This window comes from Microlunatus soli (genome assembly GCF_900105385.1).
Taxonomy (GTDB): Bacteria; Actinomycetota; Actinomycetes; order Propionibacteriales; family Propionibacteriaceae; genus Microlunatus; species Microlunatus soli.
Genome location: NZ_LT629772.1, coordinates 2,860,714 through 2,878,229, shown reverse-complemented (window position 1 = coordinate 2,878,229; position 17,516 = coordinate 2,860,714). Strand labels below are relative to the sequence as shown.

Here is a 17,516-nt window from a genome sequence, read left to right as displayed (position 1 = left end):
TACTGCGAAAAGTCCCCGGCCGGCGCATTCCGAGGGCGATGTGGCATCAGCTGCTGCGAAATGTCCGGAGGCGAGTCGGGGTTGAGGTGAGCTCAGGGCGGTGACTTGCGGTCACGAGGTGCTGGTGTCGTCCTTCGGCGGATCGTTGCGACCGGCCTGCCACCAGTCGCGGAACCGGCCGGCGGCAGCACCGCCGACACCGCCCATCACGCCACCGACCTTGTTGACCACCTTGAACAGCGGATCGGAGCTGGTGCTGAAGCTCTCCTGGTACGCCGACGCGGCGGCCTTGACGTCCTCGCCGAGCGGGGCGTTCTTGTCCTCCGACCGGCGGGGGTAGTTGCCGGCCAGGATGTCGGGGTACTCCGTCCCGGCAGCCCACTTCTGCAACTCCGCGGCGCGCAAGGCAGCCATCGGGTGCGACTGGCCGGAGATCTGCAGCAGCTTCAACACCGAATCGCGGACGTCGCCGGACTCCTGGTAGTCCTTGGCCTGATCAAGGAAGCCGGCCACGTCCATCTCGTCGGGGTTGAGGGCACCGGCCAGTGACGCGTGCACCTTCAACGCGACCGCCGGATCCTGGACGCACAACAGCCCGGCCCGGTCGCAGGACAGCTCGGACTTGCGGAACCACTCGTTCAACGCGGCGATGATCGCCCGCAGCCCCCAGACGCCGATCGGCATCCATTGGATGTTCTGCGCGATGCCGATCAGCTGCATCAACATGGTGCGATAGACGGCGTGGCCACTCAGTACGTGACCGACCTCGTGTCCGATCGCGAACCGCAGCCCGTCGGTGTCCAGTAGTTGGAGCAGTCCGGTGGAGACCACGATGATCGGCTTGTCCAGCCCGATCGTCATCGCGTTCGGGATCGGATCCTGCTGGATGTAGAGCTCCGGGATCGCCTTCAGGTCAAGGGTTGTGGCGCATTCGCTGATCATCTGGTGCAGGTCCGGATACTGCCGCGGCGACACCCGGATCGAGGTCGCCAGATAGAGCAGCCGGATGCTGCGTTCGCCGATCGCGCCGGACACCGCCTTGAGGACGGCGTCGAATCCCGGGATCGCCCGCAACGCGACGAGCGCGCCACGATCGGTCGGATGCTCGTACGCCCTCGGGCTGATGTCGGGGAATCGGATCCGGCCTCGGCCGACCTGTCGCTGCACCGCGTAGCTCACTCCAGCAGTGTATGAGGTGCCACGGGTCGGTGCGGACGTTCGGTGCCTGGCCGGGTCGATACTCGCGCGCTATTCGCCGGTGCTGTCGTCGATCAACTCCCGTACGACGTCGAGGTGGCCGAGGTGCCGGGCGTATTCCTGCAGCAGGTGGAAGCCGATCCAGCCCAGCGTCGGCGGATCGTCCGCGAAACGTCCGCCGATCGCCGCCCGCCGGTCCAGCGGATGCCCGGCCAGCACCGCGTTCGTCCGCGACGCCTGGTCGAGCAGGAGTCCGCTCAGCTCGGCGACGGACTCGTCGGGCCCGACCGACCAACGGCTGCCGTCTGGCGTGCGATCACCCCACGGCGCGGCGACCGCCAGCGCCTCGAACCCCCAGCCGATCCAGCGCTGCTCGACGAAGGTCAGGTGCTTGATCAACTCGATCGGAGTCCAACCGCTGGGCAGCACCGAGCCCCGCAGCTGGGCCTCGGTCAGGCCATCGACCTTGGCCAACAGCGCGGCTCGGTAGTAGTCCAGATAAGCGATCAACAAGCGTTGCGGATCGCCGATGCTGCCGGGAGGTTCGGTCGGGTGCTCAGCCATGCCTTCAGTATTGCCTCGGACGCGTCGGAGACCGCGGCAGGTCGTGACATGCTGGGATCATGGCCAAGCAGGAATTGCCGCACCCGCGGGCGCGCCCGCAGACCCGTCCCGAACGGGTAGCGGCGGCCGAACGGGCCCGGTCGATGGGTGTGGCCGAACGGATCTTCGACGTGATGATGATGATCTTGTTCGCGATCCTCGGAGCGATCCTGATCGTGCTCGGTGCGATGCTGTCGTCGACCCTGAGTGTGATCGGCGGAGTCGTCGTGCTGGCCAGCGTGGTCCCGCTGTGGCTGGGAGCCGGTGGCCCAGGCCGCCGCGCCCGCAAGCTCGGTTGGTATCCGGTCGCGGTCGCGATGGTGATCATCGGACTGGTGCTGTGGGTCAACCCGTGGGCGTGACGGCCGTCGTCCGGCCCGATCGACCGCCGGTCAGTCGGGTCGGACGTTGTGATTGCCGGCGAACACGTTGCCGGGATCGTAGCGGCGTTTGATCATCGCCAGTCGGCGCCGGGTCGCCGACGGATAGATCGCGTCGACGTCCTGCTCGGTCGCCGTGCTCAGGAAGCTTGCATACGCGCCGCGCACATGCGGAGCGAGCCGCCGCCAGACCGCATCCAGCGCCGGACCGGCGGCAGCGACCACCGCGTCCGGCCCGAGCATCGTCGTCGCCACCATCAGCTCGGCCCCGCGATGGGCATAGGCGGTGGCGTCGTCGGCAACCTCCGCGACGGCGCCACCGACGGCCCGGATGGCGATGATCGGTGACCCCTCCGCTGTGCCGATCTCGGCAAGTGTGCTGATCGCCTGCGGCACAGATCCCTTATAGACAAAGGAACTCCGCGTGATCAACGCGATGCCGGGCGGCGGTGTCATCCCGTCCACCAGGGTGTCGGCGTAGGGGATCACGGCGACGTCGTCGGAGATCACGGTACCGAGCCGGCGGATCGGTTCGAGCACCGCTGCTGCGGTGTCGGTGTTATCGGTGTCAACGACGACGTGCACCTGGATCGGCGCCCGCGGACCGCCGGCGAACGGGTTGGCGAATTCGACGGTCGAGGTCAGCTCGAGCGGAGCGTCCCGGAGATACCCGGCCCAGCCCTGGAGCACGGCGGTCGCCTCGGTCGACGGGAACGCGATGATCCCGCTGTGGACCGCGGTGGTCGGATGGGCGAGGAACTCGAAACTGGTCACGATCCCGACATTGCCGCCACCACCCCGAAGAGCCCAGAACAGGTCGGGGTGCTGATCCGCGCTCGCCCGCGCGACGCTGCCGTCGGCGAGCACGACGTCGGCGGCCACCAGATTGTCCAGGGCCAGCCCGTGTCTGCGGACCTTCCAGCCGATGCCTCCGGACAGCGTCAGACCGCCGACCCCGACACTGCGGGTGTCGCCGGCCGAGATCGCCAGTCCCTCGCCGGCCAGCGCGGTCGACACCTGCCCCCAGGTTGCCCCGCCGCCGATCCGTACCCGATGGGTGTCCGGGTCGATCAGCTGCACCTCGGCCAGGTGACGGAGGTCGATCACCACCCCACCCTCGTTGGTGCCGAAGCCGGCAAAGCTGTGACCGCCGCCGCGGACCGACAGCGGGATCGCTGCCTGGGCAGCAGATCCGACCGCATCCTGGACATCGCGGACGGTTGCCGGGCAGAGCACCCGGATCGGCTGACCGGCGCCGAACACCGTACGGCTGGCCGCTTCGTAGCCCTGATCACCGGGCCCGATGATGTCGCCGGTGAACTGCTGCAGGGATTCCAATGCTGTGGTCATGATCATCCTTCGACTCGAGATGTTGATCACCGGCGCCGCAGGCCCTGCGGCCGATGACGGACGGAAAGAGGGGATGTACAGAAGAGGGATCGCCGATCACGGATGTGACGCGGCCCGATCGTGACCTACGTCACGCCGGCGTCGTTGGGAGGAAAAGGTCGATCGATGTCACACAACCGACGCGGCGTACGTCAGATGGATGAGCAGTCCGACCCGACCGGCAGCCCGCAGCGAGAGGTGGCCACCATGGCCCGTACGTCGTCCGTCGCCCCCGAGGACCGGGAGCTGAGCGCGATCACCGACCCGGCGACCGAGATCTTCCTGGCCCACCGCAACCTGCTCTTCACCGTCGCCTACGAGCTGCTCGGATCGGCCGCCGATGCCGAAGACGTCGTGCAGGAGACCTGGTTGCGCTGGACCGGGGTCGAACTCGACGCCGTGCGGGATCAGCGCGCGTATCTGATCAAGATCACCACCCGGCAGGCGGTGGACCGGCTGCGGACGCTGGCCCGCCGCAAGGAGACCTATATCGGTCCGTGGCTCCCCGAACCGTTGCTCACCACGCCCGACATCGCCGACGACGTCGTCCTCGCCGACAGCATCTCGCTGGCGATGCTGACGGTGCTGGAAACCCTGACCCCGACCGAACGCGCGGTCTTCGTGCTGCGTGAGGTGTTCGGCCTCGCCCACGACGAGATCGCCGAAGCCGTCGACAAGAGCCCTGCCGCGGTCCGGCAGATCGCCCACCGGGCCCGTCGAGCCGTCGCCGTGCGTCGGCCCCGTGCCGTCGCCGACCCGGTCGAGGGGCGGGCGGTGGCAGAGGCGTTCCGGCAGGCACTGCGGACCGGTGACCTGCAGGGTCTGCTCGAGGTGCTCGCCCCGGACGTCGTCCTGGTGGCCGACGGCGGCGGCATCAGGGTCGCCGTGCAGCAGCCGCTGTACGGTGCCGACGCCGTCGCCGACTTCTTCCGGCGGGTCGACCCGCCGATCCTGCGACCGGCCGTGATCAACGGCAAGCCCGCCCTGATCGCCGACCGCGCCGGCGAGATCGAGACCGTCATCTCGCTGCACATCGCCGATGGTGCGATCAGCCGGCTGTCGATCGTCCGCAATCCGCACAAGCTCGGCCGGCTGAACCGTGAGACCCGGCTCACCCGCTGAGCCCGCCCGCGCCGCGACCGGCTGTGGAGTTGATGTGAAAACCCTGGTCGGCTTGTCCGGGTTGATCGGGTCGGGGACGCTGGTGGGATGGCTCTCACTACCGAACGGCCTGTTGCCGTCCAGCACGGGCAGCCGTCCCGGCCCGACCGCTCGGCGATCGCGACCCCGGCGATCCCGGTGGCGATCCTCGCCGTGATCGGATTCGCCGTCACCTCGTGGCTGGCGCTGTTCACCGCACAGGGACAGCAGTACGACGAGACCGCCCGGCAGGTCTTGGACGGGGCGGGCAGCGACACCACCGCCCGGCTGGTCCGGCTGTTGCAGGAGGTCAGTGTCGGCAGTGCGGCTGTCGCACTGGCCGCTCTGATCGTCGTCGCCCTGGCCCGCGGCCGGGTACGGGTCGCGCTGGCCGCCGTCGTGTTGGTCGCCGGTGCCAATGTGAGCACCCAACTGCTCAAGCACTACGTGCTGGATCGTCCCGACCTCGGCGTCGGCTCGGCGGCGAATTCGCTGCCCAGCGGGCACACCACCGTGGTGTTCTCACTGGTCCTGGCGGGCGTCCTGGTGGCACCACGGGCGCTGCGTTGGCTGGTCGCCCTGATCGGTGCCGGCGTCGGTGGGCTGACCGGACTGGCCACCCTGATCGCCGGCTGGCACCGGCCCAGTGACGTGATCGCCGCGATGCTGGTCACGCTGGCCTGGGCCGCACTGGTCAGCGCGCTGCTTGCCGGCCGGCCGCGGGACGGCCGGGTCGGCTTCGGTGGGGTCTTCCCGGCGCTGCTCGGTGCCGGGCTGGCCGCCGTCGGCGTGATCATCTACGGCTTCGGCTGGAGTGCCTCGGCCGACGCCTCCCGGGTGATCCCGTTCACCGCTGCAGTGATCGCCGGCGTCGCCGGGGTCGGCGTCGGTGCCTACAGCCGACTGGTCGCCCGCACCTCCAACTGAGACGCTGCAACAGAGTGAGACCCGGCACGTCCACCGGAGACTTCCGCTGGGTGAGAAGGATCCGCTCCCGGATCGGGCACATCCTCCTGGATCTGGGGACCGGCTCCGTACCAGGAGCGGATCCTTCTCACCGGTTGTCAGCGACGATCAGAGCGTGATCAATGCCTGCACCGGCGCGTGGTCCGACGGATACCGGCCGTCCACCCGGTACATGTTGATCGCGGCCTTCTGGACGGTGCCGGCATCGCGGAGCAGGATCCAGTCGATCCGATCGTTGCCGACCACCGGATCCTTGTAGCCGGGGAAGGTGCCCCAGGCCGGCGTCAGCTGCTTGGCGGCTTCCTTCCAGCTGTCCTTCAGCACACCGGAGCCGACCAGCGTCTGATAGGCGCCGGAGGTGTCGGCGGGGGAGTTGAAGTCGCCGGTGACGATCGTCGGCAGGTCGGCCAGATCGCCGTCCACGAGATCGACGATGGCCTGGGCGCTGTGGATCCGGGCGTTCTCGGACTGGTGATCAAAATGGGTGTCGACGTGGACGAAGTCCTTGCCGGTGCGGCGGTCGTGCAACCGTGCCCAGGTGACGATCCGGGTGACGGTGTTGCCCCAGGTCGCCGACCCGATCAGCTTCGGGGTGTCGGACAACCAGAACTGGTCCCAGCCGACGACGTCGAATCGGCGGGCGTCGTAGTAGATCCCTGAGTATTCGTCGTTGCTGCCGCCCTGGCGTCCGTAGCCGATCAGCTTGTGATGCGGCAGGGCCTCCTCGATCGCCGGCAACTGCTGGTACAACCCCTCCTGGATGCCCAGCAGCGACGGTTGTTCCAGTTTCAGCAACGAGGTCAGGATCGGTGCCCGCTCCGGCCAGTGGTCGGGATCGCCGGGCTGGGTCGAGCTCGACCGGTCAAGCCGGATGTTGAACGACATCACGTGCAGTCGCTCGCCCGCTGCCGGTCCGATCAGGGCCTGCTGCTGGCCGGCCGAAGCGGTGGTGGCGGTGCCGGCAGCCAGGCCGACAGCACCGAGGACGGCTCCACCGGCGAGCAGCGTGCGACGGTCGATGGTGGTCATGGGTCTCCTTGGTGAGAGTGCTGCGGTGACTTGGCAGCAAGGGGGATGGATTCAGACGGCGATCGGTCGCGAACGGTAGGGCCACCGGATGGCACGTCGGTGTACTCCAGGCGACCGTTGCGTGCAGAGACGATCATGGCGCAGCCGGGAGTCGACGATCTTGATCGCCGATGATCATCGACGGTGTTGATCATGAAACTCGGTCCGGCACCGGGCGGGAGGGCGCACCGTACGGCTGGGGTCTTGACGGCACCGGCCGGCACCTCTACATTGCGTTGAAATCGATTTCGCAAAGCGGCGGATCGAGAGACGGGGGCGACCATGACAGTCGGCGGTGCCGGCCCGAGGACGATGCGCCGGGCAGCAGTGGGTTCGACACGCTTCAGGTTGGCAGCGGCGACGGTACTGGCACTGTTGGTGACCGGCGCGGCCAGTGCGCACGCCGACACCGACCGAACCGACACGGATCGAGGTCACACCGGCAGAGCCGGGGTGTCGGCCGGTAGTACGGCCGACAGTCGTTTCGTCGGCACCGCCCAGATCGAGCCGAAGGAGTCGGTCAGCACCGACAGCGACGGCGACCTGTGGGCCAACTGCTGGGCCGACAACGATCACTTGTATGCCGCCAACGGCGACGGCAAGGGATTCAGCACCGACGGCGAGTTCGCCGACATCGCGGTCAGCGAGATCAGTGGCGGACCGTCGGACCTGAGCGGCAGGACGGTCTCTCGCGGCGACAAGATCAGCTCGATCTGGAGCGGCGCCGGCTACAACCGCAAGCCGACCGGGATGGTCTGCATCGGCGACACCCTCTACCTCGCCGTGCAGGATCTGGCACTGGACTTCAACGACGTCCCGGCCGCGACGATCGTCAAGTCGACCGACGGCGGTCGGAGCTGGAGTTGGCATACCTCGGCGCCGATGTTCGATGATCATGTCTTCACCACGATCTGGTTCGCCGACTTCGGACGGGGTGGTGCCGACGCACCCGACGACTTCGTCTACGCCTACGGGCTGGACGGCAACTGGCGGGACTCCTTCGACGACACCGTCGAGGACCCGACCGACGTTTTTCTGGCCAGAGTGCCGAAGGACAAGGTGCAGGACCGCAAGGCCTGGAGGTTCTACACCGGCACCGAGGACGGATCACCGACCTGGAGCAAACGCATCGCCGAGCGGCAGCCGGTGTTGTCCGACGACCGTCGGGTCTACCGGCACACCTACAGCAACGGCGATCCCGGCTTCTCGGTGATCGGGCAGGGAGGTGTGCTCTACGACCCGGCGCTGGACCGCTATCTCTACACCTCCTGGACCGAGTGGACCTATGAGTTCTACGAGTCGCCGACCCCGTGGGGTCCGTGGAAACACTTCCTCAGCAAGGATTTCGGTGCCTACCCCTGGACCACCGACCAATACGGCGGCTACGGCACCACCATCCCGTCCAAGTTCCTCAGTGCCGACGGCCGCAGCATGTACGTCCAGTCCAACGTGTGTCCTTGCGCGCCGGCCGGCACCAGCGTCTATCACTTCAGTCTGCGTAAGCTGCAGCTCGAACCGAGCCGGGACGATGCCGCCGACAATCCGCCGGACGGCAGCGACCTGGCCGCCGATGAGGCAACGGTGCCGATCTCGAAGTCGACCCGCACCGGCACCCTGGACGCCTTGTCCGACGGCGATCCGGCGACCGTCGTCGACGACTTCGACGACGAGGTGAAGTCGGAGAGCTGGTGGGGCTACACCTGGCCGCAGGCCCTCTCGGTGAACCGGGTCCGCTACACCACCGGGACGGTCAGCGAGCGCGGCGGCTGGTTCAACGCCAAGCCGCGGGTGGAGGTCAAGGACGAGGACGGCGCGTGGCAACCGGTGGCCGGGGCGACGATCACCCCGGACTATCCGGGGGACCCCAGTGCCGGCGAGGCCACCTCGTACACGATCGACTTCGCGCCGGTCCCGACCGACGGCGTCCGACTGATCGGCTTCCCGGGCGGCACCCGGACCTTCAGCTCGGCCGGCGAGTTGGCGGCGTCGTACCGTACGCAGCCTGCCGACCCCGGCTTCGAGTCCCGCAGCGCGACCTCGGCCTGGACCTACCAGGGCACCGCCGGCCACGGAGTTGATCGCGGGCTGGGCTTCGAACACAGCGGCGACAGCAACGGCTGGATCCGCACCTCGGGCACCGGATTCAGCAGCTACTCCCAGCCGGTGCCGGTGCAGCCCGGCAAGAGCTACACGTTCAGCGTCTGGACCCAGTCCTCCAGCGGACTCACCGGAGCCGAGTTCGGCGTCCGTGGAGCGGACGGTACGGCGCTGAAAACCGTCGACGTCCCGGCCTCGGCCGGCTACACCCAGCACACCGTGACCGTCACCGCGCGCGACGGGGCCGATACCCTGACGCCCTTCATCGGCTTCGACGGCAACGGCACCGATCAGTATCTGCAGATCGACGACCTCGAGGTCCAGCCGGCCGGCTGACCTCGCCGATTGGCGTGCCGGCGTCGCGGTCGGTAATCTTGTCTGCTGGCCCACCTCGCCTGCAATCGTGCCTACCACGATCACCGGCACTGGGCCGAGCATCGCCCTCCTGTCATGGGGACGTCCCATGACCGCAACAGACCAGAGGAGGAGGAGTTCGCGTATGCGCAAGTACGAGGTCATGATCATCGTCGACCCGGACACCGACGAACGTCAGGTCGCTCCGACGCTCGACAATTACCTCAAGGTGATCACCAACGACGGCGGGTCCGTCGAGAACGTCGACATCTGGGGCAAGCGCCGGCTGGCCTACGAGATCCGTAAGAAGCCCGAGGGCATCTACGCGGTCGTCAACCTCACCGCCGAACCGGCCACGGTGCAGGAGCTGGATCGTCAGCTCGGCATCAACGAGTCGATCATGCGGACGAAGGTCATGCGGGCCGACGCCCAGTGACCCTGGGCACCAGCTGACCCTGGGGACAAGCAGCAGACATCGTCAGGGGTCCGTGGCACAGTGGGGACCCAGGTCGCTGCGAAGCGACATCCCCGTGGTGTCCGACCGCGCCGGTGTCCACCGGTGCCCGGGCATCCAGAGTGCGTACGGACCGACAACCGCTGATCACCGGAGACATTCATGGCAGGCGAAACCGTCATCACCCTCGTCGGCAATCTGACCGCCGACCCGGAGCTGCGCTTCACCCCCTCGGGTGCGGCCGTGGCCAACTTCACCGTTGCCTCGACGCCGCGGACATTCGATCGTCAGACGAACGAGTGGCGCGACGGCGAAGCGATGTTCATCAACTGCGCCGTCTGGCGGCAGGCAGCTGAAAACGTCGCAGAGTCCTTGCAGAAGGGCATGCGGGTGATCGTCCAGGGTCGGCTCAAGTCGCGGAGCTACGAGACCCGCGAGGGTGAGCGCCGTACCGTCTTCGAGATCGACGCCGACGAGATCGGCCCGGCGCTGCGTTACGCAACGGCCAAGGTCACCCGCACCAGCGGTGGCGGCGGTCAGCGTGGCGGTGGCGGCGGATACGGCGGCAACTCCGGCGGCGGTTCCTACGGCGGTAACGCCGGCGGACCCGGCGGTGGCAATGCCGGTGGCGGTTCTTACGGTGGCGGCAATTCCGACCCGTGGGCGACCAATCCCGGCGGCAACGGTGGCGGCCAGGGCGGCGGCAACGCCGGCGGCATGGCAGGTAACGACCCGTGGGCCACCAACACCGGTGACGAACCGCCCTTCTGATCCAGCAACAGCAAGGGCCCTGAGCTTGTCGAAGGGCTCGCAACACACACAAACACCACATGGCACATTCCGGTGAGAGCCGGGCTCAAGTAAGGAGAGCACCACAATGGCCAATGCACCAGCCGTACAGCGCAAGCCGAAGAAGAAGGCCAACCCGCTGCGCGCAGGCCAACCGATCGATTACAAGGACACCGCCACGCTGCGGAAGTTCATCTCCGAGCGGGGCAAGATCCGCGCCCGCCGGGTGACCGGACTGAGCGTCCAGGAGCAGCGCAAGGTCGCCATCGCGATCAAGAACGCCCGTGAGATGGCGTTGCTGCCGTACGCCTCGACCGCCCGCTGAGCTGAGTAGGAGAAACAGGATATGAAGCTCATTCTGACTGCACCGGTCGACAATCTCGGCGTCGCCGGCGACATCGTCGAGGTGAAGAACGGCTACGGCCGCAACTACCTGGTCCCGCGGGGCTTCGCGATCACCTGGACCAAGGGTGGCGAGAAGCAGATCGAGGGCATCAAGCGGGCGCGGGACGCCCGGGAGATCCGTGGCGTCGAGCACGCCCAGGAGGTTCGCCAGCAGCTCGAGGGCGTCGACGTCCAGGTGCCCGTCCGGGCATCGCAGGACGGCAAGCTCTTCGGCTCGGTGACCCCGTCGCTGATCGTCGGCGCGATCAAGAAGGCCGGTGGCCCGGCCGTCGACAAGCGCGCCATCCAGATCGGCAAGCCGATCCGCGCCCTCGGTGAGCACACCGTCGGCGTCCGGCTGCACGACGCGGTGAGCGCCCACATCGGCATCACCGTGGTCGCCGACGCCTGATCAAGGGCGCATTCACGACCAGCTTGGGCGGTTCCCCCTCGGGGGAGCCGCCCTTGGCGTTTCGCCGGATCCGAGGAAACGTTGGACGTCCAATGTCTAGACTTGTAGGCTGCGGAGCACCATCCGTCGCCGTCGCGGCCACCCGAACTCGAAGGAACGCACTGTGTCCACCGCAGGATCTGTCAACCTGGGCGGGATCGTCCCGCCGCTGAGCACGCCACTGACCGCCGACGGCGAGGTGGACACCGATTCGCTGGTGCGGCTGACCGAGTATCTGCTGGCCGCCGGGGTGCACGGATTGTTCGTGCTCGGATCGACCGGTGAGGTCGCCTTCCTCCGCGACGATCAACGCGGTCAGGTGATCGACACCGTCGTCCGCACCGCGGCCCATCAGGTGCCCGTGGTGGCCGGCGTCATCGACACCACCACCCCGCGGGTGATTCCGCACCTGCGCCAGGCCGAGGAACTCGGCGCTGACCAGATCGTGGTCACCGCGCCGTTCTACACCCGCACCCATCCGGCCGAGATCGAGCAGCACTTCCGGCTGCTCGCCGCTGCCTCCTCGCTGCCGATCATCGCCTACGACATCCCGGTCGCGGTGCACACCAAGTTCGACCCGGCGATGCTCGCCCGACTCGGCGCCGACGGCGTGCTCGCCGGGGTCAAGGACAGCAGCGGCGACGACGCCGGGATGCGCGGGCTGGTACTCGCGTCGCGCCCGATCGCCGATCGGTTCGTCGTCCTCACCGGGTCCGAGCTGACCACCGACAACGCGCTCGCCTTCGGAGCACAGGGCGCCGTCCCCGGGCTCGGCAACGTCGACCCGGACGGCTACGTACGGCTCTGGGAGCTGGTGCAGAAGGGTGACCTGGTCGCCGCCCGGGCCGAACAGGACCGGCTGTACGAGCTGTTCGGTCTGGTCAACGCCGCCGATCCGGGCCGGATGGGGGCGGCGTCCTCGGCGCTCGGCGCGTTCAAGGCGGCCCTCCAGCTCCGCGGTGTGATCGACTGTGCGCGGACCGCCGATCCGTACCTGCCGCTGAACGTCGACGAGATCGCCCGGGTCCGGACCCGGCTCGAAGTGGCCGGCCTGCTCTGAGCCGATGATCGCCCTCGGAATCGATATCGGCGGCACCAAGATCGCCGCCGGACTGGTCCGGTCCGACGGCCGGATCCTGGATCGGACGACGGTCCCGACGCCGGCCCGCGAAGGATCCTCGGCGATCCTCGACGTCGCCTGCACGACGGCGGAATCCCTGCTGGACCGGTCACCCGATCGCGTGGTCGGTTGCGGGATCGGGTCGGCCGGGGTGATCGACCCGGACTCCGGGACCGTCAGCTCGGCGACGTCGTCGCTGGCCGATTGGGTCGGCACCGATCTGCGCGGTGGCGTCCGGCGAAGGCTCGGGCTGCCGGTGCGAGTGCTGAACGATGTGCACGCCCACGCTGTCGCCGAAGCCCGGCTCGGCGCCGGAGCCGGCGCGAACCGGATGTTGTTGCTGGCGCTCGGTACCGGCATCGGGGGCGCGCTGGTCGATGCCGGTCGGGTGGATCGTGGTCGGCACGGCGCGGCCGGACACTTCGGCCACCTGCCGGTCGCCGAGGCCGCCGGCCTGCCCTGCCCCTGCGGACGCAGCGGTCACCTGGAGGCGGTCGCTTCCGGCCCGGCGATCCTGGCCCGCTGCCGGGACCGGCTCGGCGACGGACCGGAACTCACCGACACCCGTGACGTCTTCGCGGCGGCGGCCGCGGGTGACATTGCGGCACGGACCGTCCTGGACGAGGCGGCCACAGCGATCGGCGCGGCAACGGCCGGCCTGATCAATGCCCTCGATCCCGATCTGGTGGTGCTGGCCGGCGGACTCGCCTTCGCCGACCGGTCCTGGACCGACCGGATCGTCGACCAGGCCCGGTCGGGCATGATTCCGGTGGTCGAGCAGTGCCCGATCGTGCCGTCACAGCTCGATGTCGGCTCGGCGATGGTCGGTGCGGCACTGTGGTGTCTGTCCGGAGAGGAAGTCCAGTGACACTCGACGTCCTGCAGCGCCTCCGCGGCGGCCTGATCACGTCCTGCCAGGCCTATCCCGGCGAGCCGATGCGCCACCCAGAGACGATGGCGCAGGTCGCCGAGTCGGCGGTCCGGGGCGGTGCGGTCGGCATCCGTGCCCAGGGGATCGCCGACATCAGCCTGATCCACGAACGCGTACCGGTGCCGCAGATCGGACTGTGGAAGGTCGGGTCGGAGGGCGTCTTCATCACCCCGACCCTGGCGCATGCGGTCGTCGTGGCCAACGCCGGCGCCGAGATCGTCGCCGTCGACGGCACTCGCCGTCCCCGGCCCGATGGGCTGACGCTGGCCGACACCGTACGAGGCTTCCGGGAGCAGTCCGACGCGCTGCTGATGGCCGACATCGGCAGCGTCGCCGACGGGCTGGCCGCGGCCGAGGCCGGGGTCGACTGCCTGAGTACGACGCTGTGCGGTTACACCGACGAACGCCCCAAGGCCGACGGACCGGACCTGGAGGTGCTGGCCGAGTTGGCCGCCACCGTCGACCTGCCGGTCTTCGCCGAAGGCCGGATCCACACCCCCGCGCAGGCCGCCGCCTGTCGCGACGCCGGTGCGTACGCGGTCGTGGTCGGCACCGCCATCACCCACCCGGCCACCATCACCGGCTGGTTCGCCGCCTCGATCAGCCGCTGATCCCTCCCGGGCCGCTCGGGGCGATTTGGTAGCTCGTGTTGCGGTATCGCCCTCGGTTCTGCTGCCCTGGGGGCGATTTGGCAGTTCGTGTTGCGGTATCGCCAGTCGGCCGAGCTGCCCTCGGGGCGATACGGCATCTGGTGCCGCGAAACGGCCGATGGCGGGTCGCGCAGCTTTGGGCCGCGCAGGTGGATGATGGGCGGAACGGCCGCCGGCAAGCGGGTCGGGTCAGCGACCGGGGGCGAGTTGTTGATCTTGGTCGGACAGCGAGAGTCCGCCCTGCCGGGCGAAGTCGCCGGCCCAGGAGGCGTCCGGGTGGATCAACTTCTGCACCCGGGCCGGCACGTTGAACGCCATCAACAAGATCACCACCGCGGTGAGCGAGAACGAGATCACCGCCAGCGCCGTGCCGAGTGAGGAGAACGGGCCGGCCAGGGTGGCGCCGAGGACGGGTGCGACGGCACCGCCCAGCGCGCCCACGTTGTAGGTGAAGCCGAGCCCGGCCGCCCGCTGTTCGGTGGTGAAGAAGCCGCCGATCCACTTCGGCAGCAGGCCGGAGATGCCCTGACCGAAGACCTGCTGGACGAACAGCAGTAGGCCCAACAGGAGCAGCGATGCGCCGCCGACGGCAAACATCGGGAATACCAGGATCTCGGAGATGATCAAGCTGATCACGTACGCGCGGCGGGTGCCCAGCCAGTCGCCGGTGAAGCCGGCGACCCAACAGCCGACCGCGGCACCGAAGCCGGCGAAGAACAGCGCGTTGCTGACGTGCGCCGGGTCGTAGTGCAGGTCGGTGCTCAGATAGGTCGGCAGCAACGACTGGATCGGCCAGGAGTAGAGGAAGGCGGCAAACACGGTGATCGTCACGGCCAGCACGGCGGGCCAGCGACGCTGGGAGAACTGCACGATGTAGGAAACGAAGATCGCACCGACCAGCACTGCGCCGAGCACCAGCAGTGCCGGATGCCGGATCAGCTGGCCGAAGATCAGCCCGAGGGTGACGATCGCCAGCACGGCCGTGACGATGTTGATCACCCGCAGGCGTCCGTTGAAGAGCACGCCGAAGACGTTCGGGGCGACCGAGCTGTCCTTCGTGGCGTTCTGCGCCTCGCGCCAGTCGGCGGACTCCGGCAGCGACCGCCGCAGCCAGATCGTGATCGCGATCGGGACCAGACCGATCGCAAACAACGCCCGCCAGCCGAACTCGGGCACCACGAAGCGGTACACCTGGGCGGCGATGATGGTGCCGATCGAGTAGCCGGAAATCAGAAAGCCGCTGGCCTTGTTGCGCAGGTGGGCCGGCCAGGACTCGATCACGTAGGTGGAGCTGGCGCCGTACTCGCCGGCCATCCCCAGGCCGATCACCAACCGGGCCGCGAACAGCACGCCGTAGGACGGTGCGATCGCGCAGACCGCCGAGCCGAGCGAGAACAGCACGATGCTGGTGATCATCGCGCTCTTACGGCCGAATCTGTCACCCAGCGCGCCGAGCGCCAGCCCGCCGAACCAGCGGCTGATGAACGCCGCCGAGATCAACGAGGCACCCTGCACGGTGCTCAGCTGCAGGTCGCGGCTGATCTCGGTGAGCACCAGGGTGATCAGGACGAAGTCGAAGCCGTCCAGCAGATAGCCCAGCCAGGACGCGATGAACTGCTTCCACTGCTGCCGGGAGATGTCGCGGTAGAACGGACCGGACTTCGGTGTCGGCGTTGCAGCCATGCGTGCCCCTCTGCTCTCATGGTCAAATCAAACGTTGGACGTTGGACGTCCAGCGTGACGCTAACATCGGGGCCGCGCGGTTGCAACGGCTGCGTCGAAGAACACACAGCGGAGCTCCCGGCGCACGGCGAGCAGACGACGGCTCGCGACATCGGGCGACGGGCGAGAAAGGGCGGCGGCAGGTGAGTCTTGGTCCGACACGTGAACCGGTGGCGCAGCAGATCGTCGGGATCATCCGCGAACTCGGGCTGCATCCCGGGGATGCGATGCCCACCGAACGGGATCTGATCGACCGGCTGCGACTGTCTCGCAACACGGTCCGGGAGGCGATCCGCGAGCTCCGCGCCTGGGGCATCGTCGACATCCGGCACGGCCACGGAACATTCGTCGCCTCGCCGTCGCTGCAGGCGCTCGCACCGACCTTGGTCTTCCGCACCCTGGTCGCCGGCCCCGAAGGCCTGGACGCGCTTCGCAACCTGGCCCGGATCCGGGAGATCCTCGAGACCAGCGCGATCGGTGAGGTCGCCGAGGTGCTGAGCGAGGAGGACCGCACCGAGCTGGACCGGCTCTGTGATCTGATCGGCGATCCGGAGACGTCCGCCGACGCCGATCGACGCTTCCATCGACTGCTCTACAACCGGGTCGACAACCCGTTGATCGGCCAGCTCGTCGACGTCTTCTGGGAGGCCTACAACGAGGCCCATGATCAACTCGCCGAGGTGGTGCAGCACGGCCAGGACTCCGTGGCAGCACATCGCCGGATCGTACGTGCCCTCACCGCCCACGATCGGCAGGAGGCCGAGCAGGCGATGCACGCGCACTTCGACGGCATCTACGCGCGACTGGACGACAGCAGGGCCGGGTTCTCCTCGGCTCCCGTTGGCGACGGCAGCACCGCCTGATCGTCACTGTCGCGCTACTGCTTGACTGCGCCGGCGATGCCTTCGACGAAGTAGCGCTGCAGCACCAGGAACAGGACGATGATCGGCAGCAGACTGATCGTCGCCGCAGCCGCCATCCCTGACCAGTCGGTGAAGTTGTCTCCCTGGAACGCATAGATCCCGACCGACAAGGTACGCAGCTCCGGCCGGGACAAGGTCATCACCAGCGGCAGCAGGAAATCGTTCCAGGCATGCATGAACTGCAGGATCGTCACCGTGGCGATCACCGGCTTGGCAAGCGGCAGATAGATCATCAGGAATGTCCGGACGAAGCCGGCTCCGTCGACCTTGGCCGATTCTTCCAGCTCGGCGGGCAGCTGGCGGAAATAGGCGGTGAACAGCAGGATCGCGATCACGTGTGCACCGCCGGACTCCGCCAGCGTCAGGCCGACCAGTGACGACGACAGGTGCAGCGACTTGAGCAGGTCGAAGATCGGAATGATCGTGTAGCCCTCCGGCAGGAACACCGCAGCCGCAAACAATCCGATGATGATCGTCTTGCCGGGAAAGCGGTAGCGACCGAGGACGTAGCCGATGGTGGAGACGGCGAACAAGGTGATCACGATGGATCCGGCGGTCACCAGCACGGTGTTCAGGAAGTACTGCCCGACGTGCGCCTGCTGCCAGGCCCTGACGTAGTTGTCCAGGCGAACGACCGAGGTGAACGGATTCAGACCTGCGAAGATCTCGGAGTTGTCCTTCACCGAGGCGGAGACCATCCAGACGAACGGATAGACCCAGGCCAGGGTGATCGGCAGCAGGACAAGGCCGAGGACGGCCAGGCGGATCCGGCCGAGTCGCCGGCTGCGTCGACGCAGGTGCGGTTCGGAAGGCTGCGAAAGAGCCGTCGGCCGGTCATGTTCGGCGAGTGTCGTCGTCATCGGATCTTGGTCCTCACGGTTCGGCCGGGGAGGTGTTG

Annotated in this window: 18 protein-coding genes; 12 read left to right on the top strand and 6 right to left on the bottom strand. The window is 68.1% G+C overall.

Annotated elements, in window-relative coordinates:
• Nucleotides 1-111: 111 nt before the first annotated feature.
• Together BLU38_RS13225 and BLU38_RS13220 are read right to left on the bottom strand one after the other, a co-directional pair.
• Nucleotides 112-1,179: a M48 family metallopeptidase gene (locus BLU38_RS13225; protein WP_231920323.1), complete on the bottom strand. Its 1,068-nt coding sequence runs from the start codon at nt 1,177-1,179 to the stop codon at nt 112-114.
• Between the two features lie 69 nt (nt 1,180-1,248).
• Entirely contained in the window at nt 1,249-1,761 is a 513-nt protein-coding gene (locus tag BLU38_RS13220) for a DinB family protein (protein WP_091525477.1), read from the bottom strand.
• Nucleotides 1,762-1,820: 59 nt separating this feature from the next.
• Between BLU38_RS13220 and BLU38_RS13215 the strand changes: the two genes are divergently transcribed.
• Nucleotides 1,821-2,162, top strand: coding sequence for a hypothetical protein (locus BLU38_RS13215; RefSeq protein ID WP_091525475.1), 342 nt, complete (start codon nt 1,821-1,823; stop codon nt 2,160-2,162).
• 30 nt (nt 2,163-2,192) lie between these two features.
• On the opposite strand, the gene BLU38_RS13210 is transcribed toward BLU38_RS13215, so the two are convergent.
• Nucleotides 2,193-3,530 carry an FAD-binding oxidoreductase gene (locus BLU38_RS13210; protein WP_091532377.1) on the bottom strand — a complete coding sequence of 446 codons (1,338 nt, stop codon included), beginning with the start codon at nt 3,528-3,530 and terminating at the stop codon, nt 2,193-2,195.
• Between the two features lie 246 nt (nt 3,531-3,776).
• Here BLU38_RS13210 and BLU38_RS13205 point away from each other — a divergent pair, with 246 nt between their 5' ends.
• Together BLU38_RS13205 and BLU38_RS13200 are read left to right on the top strand one after the other, a co-directional pair.
• Nucleotides 3,777-4,691: an RNA polymerase sigma-70 factor gene (locus BLU38_RS13205; protein ID WP_091532375.1), complete on the top strand. Its 915-nt coding sequence runs from the start codon at nt 3,777-3,779 to the stop codon at nt 4,689-4,691.
• An 87-nt stretch (nt 4,692-4,778) separates the two neighbouring features.
• Nucleotides 4,779-5,636, top strand: a complete 858-nt coding sequence (locus tag BLU38_RS13200) for a phosphatase PAP2 family protein (RefSeq protein WP_091525473.1) — start codon at nt 4,779-4,781, stop codon at nt 5,634-5,636.
• A gap of 147 nt (nt 5,637-5,783) precedes the next feature.
• Here the strand turns inward: BLU38_RS13200 and BLU38_RS13195 are convergent, their stop codons facing one another.
• The gene (locus tag BLU38_RS13195; RefSeq protein ID WP_091525471.1) at nt 5,784-6,704 is read right to left on the bottom strand and encodes an endonuclease/exonuclease/phosphatase family protein; all 921 of its coding nucleotides are present in this window, start codon (nt 6,702-6,704) and stop codon (nt 5,784-5,786) included.
• A gap of 321 nt (nt 6,705-7,025) precedes the next feature.
• On the opposite strand from BLU38_RS13195, the gene BLU38_RS13190 reads away from it, so the two are divergent.
• From BLU38_RS13190 to BLU38_RS13155, 8 genes are all read left to right on the top strand, one after another.
• Nucleotides 7,026-9,176, top strand: a complete 2,151-nt coding sequence (locus BLU38_RS13190) for a DUF4185 domain-containing protein (protein WP_091525469.1) — start codon at nt 7,026-7,028, stop codon at nt 9,174-9,176.
• Nucleotides 9,177-9,339: 163 nt separating this feature from the next.
• On the top strand, nt 9,340-9,630 hold the full coding sequence (gene rpsF, locus BLU38_RS13185) for a 30S ribosomal protein S6 (protein WP_091525467.1): 291 nt from the start codon (nt 9,340-9,342) through the stop codon (nt 9,628-9,630).
• Between the two features lie 180 nt (nt 9,631-9,810).
• Nucleotides 9,811-10,419 (top strand): single-stranded DNA-binding protein, encoded by a 609-nt coding sequence (locus BLU38_RS13180; RefSeq protein WP_091525465.1) that lies wholly within the window; start codon nt 9,811-9,813, stop codon nt 10,417-10,419.
• A gap of 106 nt (nt 10,420-10,525) precedes the next feature.
• Nucleotides 10,526-10,762 (top strand): 30S ribosomal protein S18, encoded by a 237-nt coding sequence (gene rpsR / locus BLU38_RS13175; RefSeq protein WP_091525463.1) that lies wholly within the window; start codon nt 10,526-10,528, stop codon nt 10,760-10,762.
• Between the two features lie 21 nt (nt 10,763-10,783).
• Nucleotides 10,784-11,233 (top strand): 50S ribosomal protein L9, encoded by a 450-nt coding sequence (gene rplI, locus BLU38_RS13170; RefSeq protein WP_091525461.1) that lies wholly within the window; start codon nt 10,784-10,786, stop codon nt 11,231-11,233.
• A gap of 163 nt (nt 11,234-11,396) precedes the next feature.
• Complete coding sequence (locus BLU38_RS13165; RefSeq protein WP_091525460.1) at nt 11,397-12,332, top strand: dihydrodipicolinate synthase family protein; 936 nt, start codon at nt 11,397-11,399, stop codon at nt 12,330-12,332.
• Between the two features lie 4 nt (nt 12,333-12,336).
• Nucleotides 12,337-13,260, top strand: coding sequence for an ROK family protein (locus BLU38_RS13160; RefSeq protein WP_091525457.1), 924 nt, complete (start codon nt 12,337-12,339; stop codon nt 13,258-13,260).
• Nucleotides 13,257-13,934 (top strand): N-acetylmannosamine-6-phosphate 2-epimerase, encoded by a 678-nt coding sequence (locus BLU38_RS13155; protein WP_197680104.1) that lies wholly within the window; start codon nt 13,257-13,259, stop codon nt 13,932-13,934. The genes BLU38_RS13160 and BLU38_RS13155 overlap by 4 nt, the downstream gene beginning before the upstream one ends.
• A 228-nt stretch (nt 13,935-14,162) precedes the next feature.
• On the opposite strand, the gene BLU38_RS13150 is transcribed toward BLU38_RS13155, so the two are convergent.
• Nucleotides 14,163-15,656, bottom strand: coding sequence for an MFS transporter (locus BLU38_RS13150; protein WP_091525454.1), 1,494 nt, complete (start codon nt 15,654-15,656; stop codon nt 14,163-14,165).
• A 209-nt stretch (nt 15,657-15,865) separates the two neighbouring features.
• On the opposite strand from BLU38_RS13150, the gene BLU38_RS13145 reads away from it, so the two are divergent.
• Nucleotides 15,866-16,558, top strand: a complete 693-nt coding sequence (locus BLU38_RS13145) for a FadR/GntR family transcriptional regulator (protein ID WP_197680103.1) — start codon at nt 15,866-15,868, stop codon at nt 16,556-16,558.
• Nucleotides 16,559-16,572: 14 nt separating this feature from the next.
• Here the strand turns inward: BLU38_RS13145 and BLU38_RS13140 are convergent, their stop codons facing one another.
• Nucleotides 16,573-17,478: a carbohydrate ABC transporter permease gene (locus BLU38_RS13140; protein WP_091525452.1), complete on the bottom strand. Its 906-nt coding sequence runs from the start codon at nt 17,476-17,478 to the stop codon at nt 16,573-16,575.
• Nucleotides 17,479-17,516 lie beyond the last annotated feature (38 nt).

Bases quoted from the DNA above. Each gene is read 5' to 3' on its own strand.
- rpsR (WP_091525463.1), top strand. From the start codon at position 10,526: ATGGCCAATGCACCAGCCGTACAGCGCAAGCCGAAGAAGAAGGCCAAC.
- BLU38_RS13195 (WP_091525471.1), bottom strand. From the start codon at position 6,704: ATGACCACCATCGACCGTCGCACGCTGCTCGCCGGTGGAGCCGTCCTC.
- BLU38_RS13200 (WP_091525473.1), top strand. From the start codon at position 4,779: ATGGCTCTCACTACCGAACGGCCTGTTGCCGTCCAGCACGGGCAGCCG.
- BLU38_RS13215 (WP_091525475.1), top strand. From the start codon at position 1,821: ATGGCCAAGCAGGAATTGCCGCACCCGCGGGCGCGCCCGCAGACCCGT.
- BLU38_RS13210 (WP_091532377.1), bottom strand. From the start codon at position 3,530: ATGACCACAGCATTGGAATCCCTGCAGCAGTTCACCGGCGACATCATC.
- BLU38_RS13160 (WP_091525457.1), top strand. From the start codon at position 12,337: ATGATCGCCCTCGGAATCGATATCGGCGGCACCAAGATCGCCGCCGGA.
- BLU38_RS13180 (WP_091525465.1), top strand. From the start codon at position 9,811: ATGGCAGGCGAAACCGTCATCACCCTCGTCGGCAATCTGACCGCCGAC.
- rpsF (WP_091525467.1), top strand. From the start codon at position 9,340: ATGCGCAAGTACGAGGTCATGATCATCGTCGACCCGGACACCGACGAA.
- BLU38_RS13140 (WP_091525452.1), bottom strand. From the start codon at position 17,478: ATGACGACGACACTCGCCGAACATGACCGGCCGACGGCTCTTTCGCAG.
- BLU38_RS13150 (WP_091525454.1), bottom strand. From the start codon at position 15,656: ATGGCTGCAACGCCGACACCGAAGTCCGGTCCGTTCTACCGCGACATC.
- rplI (WP_091525461.1), top strand. From the start codon at position 10,784: ATGAAGCTCATTCTGACTGCACCGGTCGACAATCTCGGCGTCGCCGGC.
- BLU38_RS13220 (WP_091525477.1), bottom strand. From the start codon at position 1,761: ATGGCTGAGCACCCGACCGAACCTCCCGGCAGCATCGGCGATCCGCAA.
- BLU38_RS13190 (WP_091525469.1), top strand. From the start codon at position 7,026: ATGACAGTCGGCGGTGCCGGCCCGAGGACGATGCGCCGGGCAGCAGTG.
- BLU38_RS13205 (WP_091532375.1), top strand. From the start codon at position 3,777: ATGGCCCGTACGTCGTCCGTCGCCCCCGAGGACCGGGAGCTGAGCGCG.